The sequence below is a fragment of the Sphingopyxis macrogoltabida genome (assembly GCF_001307295.1).
Lineage (GTDB): Bacteria > Pseudomonadota > Alphaproteobacteria > Sphingomonadales > Sphingomonadaceae > Sphingopyxis > Sphingopyxis macrogoltabida_B.
Map to the genome: position 1 here is coordinate 3,081,215 of NZ_CP012700.1, position 11,722 is coordinate 3,092,936.

Annotated in this window: 11 protein-coding genes; all 11 read left to right on the forward strand. The window is 65.3% G+C overall.

Features of this window, described 5'->3' with window-relative positions:
• Positions 1-7: 7 nt before the first annotated feature.
• Entirely contained in the window at positions 8-616 is a 609-nt protein-coding gene (locus AN936_RS14380; RefSeq protein WP_054588710.1) for a TraV family lipoprotein, read from the forward strand.
• Entirely contained in the window at positions 613-3,141 is a 2,529-nt protein-coding gene (locus tag AN936_RS14385) for a TraC family protein (protein ID WP_054588711.1), read from the forward strand. The genes AN936_RS14380 and AN936_RS14385 overlap by 4 nt, the downstream gene beginning before the upstream one ends.
• On the forward strand, positions 3,138-3,470 hold the full coding sequence (locus AN936_RS14390; protein ID WP_054588712.1) for a hypothetical protein: 333 nt from the start codon (positions 3,138-3,140) through the stop codon (positions 3,468-3,470). The genes AN936_RS14385 and AN936_RS14390 overlap by 4 nt, the downstream gene beginning before the upstream one ends.
• Positions 3,467-3,709, forward strand: a complete 243-nt coding sequence (locus AN936_RS24730; protein ID WP_054724994.1) for a hypothetical protein — start codon at positions 3,467-3,469, stop codon at positions 3,707-3,709. The genes AN936_RS14390 and AN936_RS24730 overlap by 4 nt, the downstream gene beginning before the upstream one ends.
• Positions 3,710-3,755: 46 nt before the next feature.
• The gene (locus AN936_RS14395; protein ID WP_054590308.1) at positions 3,756-4,382 is read left to right on the forward strand and encodes a hypothetical protein; all 627 of its coding nucleotides are present in this window, start codon (positions 3,756-3,758) and stop codon (positions 4,380-4,382) included.
• 660 nt (positions 4,383-5,042) lie between these two features.
• Complete coding sequence (locus tag AN936_RS14400) at positions 5,043-5,996, forward strand: TraU family protein (RefSeq protein ID WP_039581037.1); 954 nt, start codon at positions 5,043-5,045, stop codon at positions 5,994-5,996.
• Between the two features lie 327 nt (positions 5,997-6,323).
• Entirely contained in the window at positions 6,324-8,270 is a 1,947-nt protein-coding gene (locus tag AN936_RS14405) for a hypothetical protein (RefSeq protein WP_321164285.1), read from the forward strand.
• Positions 8,267-9,376, forward strand: a complete 1,110-nt coding sequence (gene traN, locus AN936_RS14410) for a conjugal transfer protein TraN (protein WP_039575491.1) — start codon at positions 8,267-8,269, stop codon at positions 9,374-9,376. The genes AN936_RS14405 and traN overlap by 4 nt, the downstream gene beginning before the upstream one ends.
• Positions 9,348-10,241: a type-F conjugative transfer system pilin assembly protein TrbC gene (locus AN936_RS14415; protein ID WP_054588714.1), complete on the forward strand. Its 894-nt coding sequence runs from the start codon at positions 9,348-9,350 to the stop codon at positions 10,239-10,241. Before traN ends, AN936_RS14415 begins: the two co-directional genes overlap by 29 nt.
• On the forward strand, positions 10,213-10,812 hold the full coding sequence (locus AN936_RS14420) for a S26 family signal peptidase (RefSeq protein ID WP_054588715.1): 600 nt from the start codon (positions 10,213-10,215) through the stop codon (positions 10,810-10,812). Before AN936_RS14415 ends, AN936_RS14420 begins: the two co-directional genes overlap by 29 nt.
• On the forward strand, positions 10,809-11,687 hold the full coding sequence (locus tag AN936_RS14425; protein ID WP_082665250.1) for a conjugal transfer protein TraF: 879 nt from the start codon (positions 10,809-10,811) through the stop codon (positions 11,685-11,687). Before AN936_RS14420 ends, AN936_RS14425 begins: the two co-directional genes overlap by 4 nt.
• Positions 11,688-11,722: the final 35 nt, after the last annotated feature.

Here is an 11,722-nt window from a genome sequence, read left to right on the forward strand (position 1 = left end):
AATATCGATGACCGATATGTCAAACCGGCGCCGCGCGCGCCTCTGCTCAGCCGCACTCTTGCTTGCCGGCGTCTTGCCACTCTCAGGGTGCGCAACGCTCGGCTCAGCGATGTCGCCGTACAGCGAAAAGTTCAGCTGCAAGAACGACGATCACGGCCAGTGCATCCATCCCGAGAAAGCCTATGAGGATGCGGCGGAGGGCCGGGCTTCGCGTTCGGACCCGGCGGTGACACGCGACAAGATATTGCTCAAGGCGAACCAGCGCGGCACCGCGCGCCGAGGACGCAGCGATGCTGATGCCTATGGTGATTACCGCGACAGCGTCTACCGGGAGCTTCAGGGGCTGATCGAGGCGCCCGAGGCGCCGATGCTGCGGCCGGCGCAGGCGGTGCGAACACTGATCCTGCCCTATGCCGATCGGAACCGGCCCGACCGGCTCTATATGCCGCGTTTCGTCTATTCGGTGCTTGAGCCCCCCTCCTGGGTCGTCGGCGGCTATCTCGTGCCGCCGGTCTCAGCCGCGGCGCGCGTGCCGGTGCTCGAGCAGATCCGCGAGGTGCCCGGAAGCGAACTGACGCCGCCGGTTGTGCCCGCGCGCGCGGAGCCGCGGCCATGAAGGCGCCCGGAACCGGCGGTGGTCTTACCTTCTCCGACCTGCACCGCGCCGTTGCGCGCGACCGCTATTCGGATTTCCTCCCGCTCGTCGCCTGGGTCGAGGAAGAGGAAGCCTTTCTCTGCATCGATGATGGCTGGGGCTATGCTTGGGAGTTGACCCCTACCGCCTATATGTTCGCGCATGTTCACCAGGCGCTGCTCGGCCTGTTCAACGTCCAGTTTCCCGAGAACAGCGTCGTCCAGCTTATCAGCTTCGCCGACCCGCTGATTGCGCCAGCGCTCGACGCCTATCTCGACCTCAAGACCCGGCCAGATCCGCTGATCCAGGCATCGGCGCGCCGGACGCACGCTTATCTAAACGAAGGCCGGAACGGGCTTGGCGCGCTCCACGGCATTCCGGTGCGTGATTTCCGGACCTTCCTCGCTGTCAAAACGCGCGCCCCCATGCACAGCGACCTGCGCCGCCAGATCGAAGAGCAGCTTGCCAAGCTCGGCATTCGCCGCGTCGAGCCGCACGAAATGATCTCCTTCTATCGCCGTATCTTCAACGGCGTCTTCGAGGACGCTCCTGGCGTATTCGCCAGCGGTGCAGCCGGGCACCCCGCCCCGCCGATCCGCAAGCAGATCGTCGATGCCGGCCCCGATCTCGCTTTCGACGGACCCGAAGTGTTCCTCGGGGGCCAGGTCGCACGCTGCCTGACGCCGAAAGCGCCGGCGAGGCGGGTTACCGCGGAACACATGAACCGGCTGATGGGCGGGATGCGCGGGAGCGCCGAGGACAGCGACCAGATTGGCGGCCCCTTCCTCTATTGCCTCAACATCCTCTTCGACCATTCGCAGTTCGAAATTCACAAGCGCGCCCAGATATTGTCGGCGCAGAAAGCGGCGGGCAGCTTTGCGGTCGAGGTCGGCAAACAGATCGAGGAAATCGGCTGGGTGCTCGACGAGGCCGGCAACAGCCGTTTCGTCTCGGTCATGCCGACCGTCTGGGTGTTCGGCCGCGATTCCCATCACGCCCGCGAGATGGCCGCGCGCGCCAAGCGCCTCTGGGAAAGTGAACCGCTGCCCTGGATGGTGCAGGAAGAATCCTACCTCAATCCGATCTTGCTGACCGCGAGCCTGCCGTTCGGCCTTTATCCCGAGCGCCGAACGATCAAGATGCTCGAGCGCGATTTCCGGATGCCGGTGAAGGCGGCAGCGCTGATGGCGCCGATCCAGACCGACTTTCGCGGAGGCGGCCGCCCTGCCCTGCTCTATGTGGGCCGCAAGGGTCAGCTCGTCACACTCGACCTCTTCGATCCGCGCATCAACAATTATAATTTTGTGGTCGCGGCCGAAAGCGGCGCGGGCAAGAGTTTCCTCCTCAACGATCTCTGCCGGCAATATTATGCCCAGAACGCCCTCATCCGCATCATCGACATTGGCGGATCCTACCGCAAGCTCTGCACCCTCTGCTCGGGTCGTTATATCGACGTCGGCGAGGAACGGCTGGTTCTGAACCCGTTCGACCTCGGGCTCGCGCTAGACGGCGAGGACAAGCATTCGGCGATCGCGATGGCGGTCGCGATCGTTGCCGAGATGGGGAACGCGGCGACGCGCAAAGGCGTTTCGACCTCAGAATGGAATCTCATCAAGTCGGCCGTCCAGTGGACGATCGATGGGGGCTATGCCGATGAAGGCATCGACTCGGTCCGCGCCTGGCTCGGTGCCTATCCGCAATTTGCCGCAGCCGATCTCGACCGTGTCGAGCATCTGAAGCCGGTCGCGCGCGAGCTCGCGTTCAATCTCAGGGATTTCGGCTCGGATGGCGCTTACGGGCACTTCTTCAACGGGCCGTCGACCTTCGACATCTCCGCCGACGAGTTCGTCGTCCTCGAGCTCGAGCGGCTGAAAGCCATGCCTGACCTGTTCAACGTCATCGTCATGGTGGTGGTAAATGCGGTGACGCAGGAGCTCTACCTCTCGGCGCGCGACCGGCCCCGCTTCGTGCTTTGTGACGAAGCAGCGCAGTTCATGACGAAAAGCGATGGTCAGGATCTGTCGCGGCTGGCTGAAGCCTTCGCACAAGGCTACCGCCGTGCCCGCAAATATCAGGGCAGCTTCGGCATCGTCCTCCAGTCTATGAACGACCTCACGCTGTTCGGCGGCACAGGCCAAGTCATCCTCGAGAATGCGGCAACGCGGTTCCTCCTGCAAGGCTCCACCTATGATCGTGCTGTCGAGAGCAAAATTCTTGACTATTCCGGGTTCGTCCTCGACCTCCTGAAATCGGTCCGCAACAACAAGCCGAACTATAGCGAGGTCTTCATCGACTCTCCGCTCGGGCTCGGGGTCGCGCGGCTTGTCGTCGATCCCTTCAGCTACTGGATCAACACCAGCGCGCCCGGCGAAGTCGCGGCGTTCGAAGCACTGATCCGGGCCGGGCGATCGCCGCTCGAGGCTGTGTGCGAGCTCGCCGACGTCGATCCCCGCGAGATATTGGGCGATAGCCGCGACTTGCCGCGAGCATCGGAGCCAGCGGCATGAAGCGGCCTTCGCTCCATCCCGACGAGCTAGCGATGCAGCTCGACGCCATGTTGCCCGCCGATCGGGCGCTGTTCGACGCGGCCGTTGCGGCAGTGGCCGAGCGGCAGGCACTGGGTTGGCGGTTCCGGCTCGTCATGATCGAATCCGTCATGATGGCTGGCCTCGTTCTCATCGCCGGACTGCTGGTTGACCAGCCGACGTCGCTGTTTACGCAGGCGTCGGTGACGGTCGGAATCGCTTGCTTCGCAAGCGGGCTGGTCCTGATCTGGCTCTCGTCCGTGACGAGCGGTCTGATGCTCCGGTGGCGCGGTCATCGGCGGACACGATGAACGGCCTCCTCTCCCACGCTCCTTCGCCCATCGCGGTCAGGTTGGCCGTCGGTGGCCTGATGCTCGGCCAGGCGCAAGCCCTCATCCTCTTCGCCGCGCCCGGCCCAATCGCGAACTCGCCGCGATCGCTCATCGTCGTGCTGAGCCTTCTCTCGTTGGTTTCACTTGTCGGTGCGATCATCGGTGTTGGCAGCTCCGATCCGCGAGAAAGATGGAGGAGATATCGTCGTGGAACATGATCGCGGTAGCATTCGAGTGGCCGCCTGGCAGTTTGGCACCTCGTTGATGCTCGTGTTTGGGGCATTCGTCATCGCCGCCACGGCGCGTGGACAGACCGCGGCGATCGGGCGCACCTGGGCGATCGCTGAACCCGATGCCCTTTCTGAAATCGAGGCGCGCGTTGCGCAGCAGCCGAAAAGCATCGCGGGTCGTTTCGGTCCGCGTGAGAAGTGGAGCGCAATGCAGTCAGCCGCCCTCGGCGTTGCGCGCGCGAACAGGAAACGAAGCGTCGTGCCGTTCCACACGCTCGATTTTGAGGTCCGGTTGGACGACGGCAAACTGCTCTATCCCAAAGGCTACACCTTCAACCCCCTCACCTATGTGTCGATGCCGCAGCGCCTGATCGTGGTTCATTCGCGCGACCTGAACTGGGCGCTTGGCCACGCGCGGGCGAGCGACTGGATATTGCTCGCCGGAGGCGGCCCGGAGGTGACCGACCCGATCGCACTCGGAGAGAAGGTTGCGCGCCCGCTGTTCATTCTCGAAGAGCGCGTGAAGGAGCGGCTCGATCTTCGCGTTGCGCCGGTCATAGTCGCGCAGGTCGGACAAAAGCTCGAGGTCAGCGAGTTCGCGCTTGAACGAAAAGGCCCGGCTCCCGCGAGCCAAATCCTACGCTCGGCGAGCACGCCGTAATTTCGCCAGCTCTTTTTTGGCGCCTTCATCCAATCGCAAATCCGGTCATCCGCCTATTCGGACGCCGCGACCCAGGGGAGCTCTAATCGGAAACGAAGACAGAGTTCTTCATCTTGACGCCCGCCTGGCTCCGGCTGGACGGGCGTCTTTTTTTACTTCGATGAAGTTCGCAAGATTCCGCAGGGTCCCATTTGGCCCGATCGTCGACTTCGTTGATGCCTGGAGGAACTCGCTTCGCAAGAAGCGAGCTTTGGTGCCTTCCCTTCGCCATGGTCTGGTCCGCAAGGACGCGACGGGACCGCGAGCAGACATCTGATCGGCAAATCCAACCTCAGCGTCACGGAAGCCGGCCCCGCACCGCTGATAGCGGCAACAATGTGCCCATCCGCGGCATATCCTTTCCCATCTGGTTGCGACGAGCATGTCGGCGGGTCCATCTCCGCTTCGGGCAGGCCAATCGCCCATACAGAGCGCCGAAGCCTCATCCAACCTTTTCAGCGCCCTACCTGGCGGAACGGAGAAGTCATGCCAGCTTGCCGACACTTGCGCGCGACTTCCGCATCGGGGAGCAGCGGCGCCAGGCGCCAAGTCGAGCCGAAGAAGACGCGCCGGTCCTTTCGCTGGGCGGTACCTGTCGGGCTCGGCGCAGTTCTCGCTTTCATCCCCGCTCCAGCGCAAGCATCCAAATGTCCGAGCGACACGATCTTCAACCCGATCACCAAGGTGCGTTGGAACTGCATCTTCCCCATCACCATCGGCGGCGTGCGCGCCGGCAGCTACGACAAGCTCGACAAGGCGCTCGACGCACAATCGGCGTCGAAACCGCTGTGTGCGTGCCGCAAAGGTGCAACCTTCTGGTTCGGTGTCAAGGTCAGTTTCTGGACTCCGAACCGGATGATCGACGTGGTGACCGAACCCGGCTGCATGATGGCGCTCGGCACGGACATCATGGCGACCGGCGGCAAGCTCCAGGGCAGCCAGTCGTCGATTTCGGACGGCACGAACACGACGAAGTTGTTCGCGCAGATGCACTATTATGTCGCGCCGGTCTGGAAGATGCTCGACATGTTCAGCGATCTTCCGTGCCTCGAGGATGACGGTTTCGACGTCGCGCTGATGACCGAGGTGATGCCGACCTGGCAGTCGGGGACGCTGGGAGCGATCATCCAGCCCGAAGGCATCCTGTTCGGCAATCCCGCGGCCGGCCTTGCCTGCATGTCCGACAGCGCCGCGGCGGCAGCGGGCAAGGTCATCGACCCGCTCTTCTGGTGCATGGGCAGTTGGGGAAGCACCTATCCTGTCGCCGGCGACATTCACATGGGCGACCGCGTCGAAGCCTGGGCGGGGCTGGCAGCGCGCGGCACGTTCATGATGGGCCGGCTCGGCGCGCTGACCATCCATTCGGCGGACGGCTGCTCGTTCAAGCCGCAGCCGATCTGGACCAAGAGCCGATACAAACTCCAGCTCATGGAGCCGGTGAAGGGCGGCAAGTGCGTCAACATCGGCCGTCCCGGCGCGCTCTGGACCTCCGGCAAACACGCGCCGGGCAAGGACAACGCCCAGTTCATGCTCTTCGAGAAAGCGATCTGCTGTGCCGGCATTTCGACGCCCTGACCCGGCACTTCCCGATCGTCTCGTGCGCAGCCCGGAATCGGCCCGGTCTGCCCGCCACAGCCCCGGTGGCTGCCGGCAGGCGCGCGAGGCGGGAGCGGCGCCCTGCCCCCTCTCGGGCGCCGCTCCACCTGCAGACGATACGGGTAAATTGCCATCGCCACAAGCGAGACCGGCCCTGATCCCGCCGTGTCCTCGGGTAAAAGCGGTGCTCACGGTGTTCGACGGCCAGGCCGTCTATCGGCACCTCTCGCCCGGATCCGATGACTTCCGGGCGGGAGACCTGTTTCGGCTCGCGCATGGATCGCGCACTGTGGACGGTGATCGTTCGTGAAGCGCTCGGTTTCTCTCCTGTTGCTGCCGATGGCGGCAATGGCTTCCGCCAGCACACTGGCGCAGTCAGTCGAGGACCGCGCGCGCGCAGCCGCGGAAGCTTCTCGCGCGAAGTCCTCGACCAGCAAGGCGATCCAGGAGAATTACCTCACCCCCGGCCTCAGCGGACAGCCGATCGCGACGGTCGATCGCAGCCAGAGCTTTACGCCGAGTCTCGCCTGCCAGAAAACATCGAGCCTCCTCGAAATCCTGATCCAGCCTGACGGCACGGGCGACATCAACACCGTCCGCATCGCCCGCGACACCGATCTCGACGGCAGCTTCGACCGCGTGTCCACCTTGCCCGTGCCCGTCTCGGGCATCTGCGCCAACGGCGTCATCGCTTGCCAGCCCGGAAGCTGGAACGCGTGCAACTATCATCGTTGGAACGTCGATGTCTCGGGCGACCTGGGGCTCGCCGCCGCCGAAATGGCCGAACTCGCGGGCTGTTACTGCGTCAACAACAGCTGCGGCGCGAATCTCGTGATGGACAATCTGCCGTCGGTGCTCAAGGATCTCGGCGGCGGCGCGATCGGCGCACTCACGAGCCACGATCCCCGCGTCGGCGTGGCCGAGGCGCGCATCAACGGCCCGCTGATCCAGTATGTCGGAGCGCAATCAACCGCCTGCACGGCTTTGCCGGACCTTCCGCAAACAGCCTATCGCGGCCGTCCGACTTCGATCCTCGGCGACGCCGCGGCGACCGCAGCCGGAAGCTCGCTGTTCCAGAGCCTCAAGGGATCGCCCGCCGGCATCGGCAAGGCCGAACAGGTCCGCGCCTGCACGATCGAACGCGACGTCACACTGCGGCCGCTCGCGTATGAGGATATCGTCTCCGCGACGGGCGTCATCTATTCGGTTCAGGGCTGCGGCGAAGGCTGCCGACGCTTTCGCATCATCGGAGATGGCAATTGCAGTAGCGCGCCGCCGATCTTCACCGCGCGCTTCGAAGTCAGCGACCCCGCGAAGCTCCTGTCGGCGCGGATCGTCGAGATGGGCGCCGACGACTGGGTCCAGGGCCGCATCAACGGCCGCGTCGTCGGCTCCGCGGGGCCGCGTCCGTGGCTGACGACAGGATTGCCTTCAGGCGACTGCCGCACCGATGGCGGCGCGGCGCGCAATTACACCTCCTATGATTTTACCACCGACCTGCGGGCGGGGCCGACGACGGTGTCGGCACGCGTGCGCGGCGGCGGCGGCGGTGCGCCTCTCACGACCGAATGGGGACTGGTCGACGTCGAGATTCGCGTTTCGGACGCATGCGAACCGAGCGACCGGCTCGTCGACCAGTGCGAAGATATTGGCGCCAATCAAAAGTGCCGCCTCGACAGCGAGAGCGTCGATGGCGTCCAGACGTTTCTGAACGGCGTCGGCACCGGCCTTCGCCCCCTCCCGCGGTCGCGCCAGTTCGGCACGGGCAGTTGCACCGCTACCCTTACCCGCGACTTTTTCCTGCGCCAGCGGACCTATAAATGCGCGATCGACACCGGCGCGATGCCCGAACCCGACCTGTCGCGCGGCGCCTATATCATCGATCGTTCGACCGAGACGCTGCTCGCCGACCGCGTTCGGACGGCCGACGGCGGCAGCGCCGCGTCTACGCGCGCCTTCGCGCTTCCCGATCGCGGCTCGGTTCCAGCTTGCGAGGCGGTCTGCAAGACGCGCTCTGCGAAAGCCAATACCGACGCGGCGCCTGCGGGCGTCGTCGGCGCGCAGCAGACCAGCCCGACCGGCTTCGACACCTTCTATCACGCCTGCTCACCGGGCAATGTCTGTCCCGCCGGTCCCGGCGAGACCATCGTCACGCCCTGCGGCTGCCTTGATACCTTTCCCGAGGCGGTGGTCATGATGCAAACGGTCAGGCTCGCTGGCGCCGATCTCGCCTGCACGGCGACAGCGCGATGATGGGCCGCTTTCTCTTCTGGCCGTCGCGCCTCGCGCTGATCCTGTTCGGCATCGTCGCCTTCGCGCTCGCCGTTTACGCGTCGGCAGCGCAGGCGCAGCAGATTTGCGCGGTCGACCTCAATGGCAATGGTGACGCCGACGACGCGGGCGAGACCGCTAGCTGCGTCGGGATGCAAGGTGGTAGCTGGCAGTGCCCGATCGAACGGGCATCGTGCGCGCCCGAGCCCGGCGGCGCGTCGTCCTGCCCGCTTGGTTCGCAATATGCGTGCGAGACGCTGGCGAGCGGCGGCGTGCCGAGTTGCTCGCCGAACGCCTGCATCGATACCGCGGCAAACCCGATCGAGGATGAACCCGTCGTCGACGATCCGGGCGCGCCCGCCGACGGCGAAGTCGACACCGACGGCAATTGTCTCGGGAACATCGAGATATTCGGCGGCCGCGCGCTGCGCTGCCGCCCAGCGGGCCTCAAGACAACCTTTTCCAACTGCTGCAAGGACAAGGGTAAGATCGTCAAGGACGGAATGGGCTCGTCGATCGCGTCGACGCAGACGAAGATCGCGATCGCCAAGGGCGTGTTCACCGGAGCCCAAGCCGCCTATGCCGCCTTCCAGGCGGGCGCGACGGCAAGCCAGGCGGCGAGCGCGGGCGCCAATGCGATCATTGTCGGCATCGATCCGACCTCGATCGCGATCAGCCTCGCGGTCAACGTCATGATCGAGTTCCTCCTCTCCTCCTGCGACCAGCAGGACATGGAGACGGGCATGCTACGCGGCTCGGGCATGTGCGTCGAGGTCGGCTCCTATTGCTCGTCGAAGATCCTCGGCATCTGCGTCCAGAAGTCGCGCAGCCATTGCTGCTTCAATACCAAGCTCGGCCGCATCATCCAGGAACAGGGCCGCCCGCAGCTGAAGTCGTTCGCGGATGGCTGGGGACCGGTGAAGACGCCGAACTGCCGCGGGTTCACGCCCGAAGAGTTCCAAGCGCTCGACTTCAGCCGAATGGACCTCTCCGAATATTATTCGGAAGTTCAGGCCCGCGCGCAGGCCGACATCCAGTCAGACATGAAGGATCGTATCGATGCCTATATGCAGGCCATCGGCCGCTAGGCGCCGCGCCGTACTCGCGGTGGCGCTCGCCGACGTAGCCGGCATCGCCGGCCTTGCCGCAGCGCAAATATCGCCGGGCATCGACGACAACCCGTCGGCGCGCGAGAAGGTAGAACGCGAGGGCGAAGCGGCGATGGACCGGCTGAAGGGCGCGGTGTCGCGCCGCAAAGCCCAACAGCAAAACGGCCCATCTGACCTGCCGAAGCCGAGCGAGGTCGAACGCCGGCGCGCCTTCGAGGCGATGCGCGACCGTGCCAAGTCGCCAGCGATGGAAGCCCGCGCCCGCGATGCGCTTGAGACCGGCAAAGACCGCTTCGCCGCAGAGCGCGAGGCGATGGCGAAGCGGCTCGGCCAGGCACTCGGGCTCGAAGCGCCCGAGATCAAGGCCGTCGCCGATGCCGGTCCGGCGCCGGCGGCGAAAGGCTGGGTGCCTGTGCTGTTCGTCTCCTCGTCGATGCCGTCGTCAACGCTGCGCACCTATGCAGCGCAGCTCGAGAAGGCACGCGGTGTCCTCGCGTTTCGCGGCATGCCGGGCGGGATGGCCAAGGTCGCGCCGATGGCGAAGCTCACCGCCGAGATTCTCCGCCTCGATCCCGGCTGCGAGGGACCGGCATGCGTGATGCGCGACGTGCAGGTGATCGTCGACCCGCTGGTCTTTCGCCAGCACGGCGTCACCCGCGTGCCCGCGCTCGCCATGATCCCGGGCGATCCGGTGCTCCCCTATTGCGAGCGCGAGGAGGAAAGTCCGCGCGGGAGCCATATCGCTTACGGCGATGCCGCCCTTTCCGGTTTGCTCGAAGAAATTGCCCGCCTCGGCGGAAAAGAGGAGGTGCGCGATGCTCAGTCTCGCCTGGAAGGCCGGTAAGCATCTGGCGATCGGTTTGAAGGGACTGCCGCGGCGCGCAGCCGTTGCGCTCGGCAGTCCGGGGCTCGGCGAGCCCGCGCGCCCCGACCGGCTCTGGAAGGCGACGGCGATCGTTGTGCCACTCGGGCTTCTGACGTGCTGGGCGATGCAGCAAGCCATTCTCGTGATGTCGCCGTCGATCGACGCCTGGGCGGTGCGCGCGGCGCCGGGGCCGATCGAGAAGGGCGATTTCGTCCTGTTCATGCTCTCCCATCCGCTGGCCGGCCCCGAACCGGTCAAGGTGACCAAGCGCGCGCTTTGCATGCCCGGCGAGCGCATATCGCTGATCGAGAAACCGTCGACGATGGAGCCCCACGCCATGGACGGGTGGTATTATTGCGACGGCGTCCTGCTCGGCGTGACCAAGCCCTACGGGCGAAATGGCCAGCGGCTCGACTATTGGCGGCCCGATCACGGGCTGATCCCGCCGGGATTGATCTATGTCGGCTCGCTGCACCCGAGCGGGTTCGACAGCCGCTATTACGGACCGGTGCCGATCGCGCGCCTCACCCGCATGGAGAAGCTGCTGTGATCCGCCCTGCCCTCCTCGCGGCGCTCATCACGGCCTTCCCCGCCGCCGCGCAGCCGACCTCACCCACCCGCGAACCGAAGCAGGGCTATTGGTGGTATCAGGCACCGCCGCCGGTCGAAGATGCGGATGCCGAGCCCGACGCGCTGATGAAGCCGGCGATACCGCCGATGGCGGAACTGGCGACATGGACGCCGCCCAAAATCCGCAAGCTGATCGAGCAGCAACGCGACTATGCAGCGACCGTGCTCACCGTCGACGCGGTCGCGGACTTCTGGCGGCTGCAGGACTTCGCGCGGCGCAAGGCACGTGCGTTCGCAGGCGTGACTCAGATCGCCTTGCTTCAGAACCCCGAACTCAATGCCAAGTCCGCCAACCCGATCGTCGGCGACGCGCGCGCGGCGATGGGTGCCGAGAAGGAAGCGGTTCGCCGCCGGTATCTCCGCGCCCACGCAAGCCAGTTCGCGCTCGTCATGTTCTCGCGGAATTCCTGTGGCTATTGCCGGGTGCAATGGCCGATCCTCGAACGGTTCCGCGAGGAGACGGGCTGGCAGGTCACACAGATGGATCTCGAGCGCCGACCGGAGCTCGGACAGCGCTTCGGCGTCGAGGTGACACCGACGACGATGGTGATCCGCCGCGACAGCTCGGCAAGGATGGTGATCGCGTCGGGTGTCGAATCCTATCCCAATCTCGCGCAGACCACATACCAGGCCGTGCGGCTGATGCTCGGCGACATTCGGCCCGAACAGTTCCTGACCGGCGCGGGCGAGGAAGATGGTTTCTTCGACGCACTCGGCAATGGGCCGGTTTCCGCGACCGATCCCCGTGTGTTGGGCGGCGACCTCGTCGGTGCGGGCTTGGAGCCGCGTCGATGACAGCGTCTATTGCCGAGCAGCGCAGCGCAGTTGGA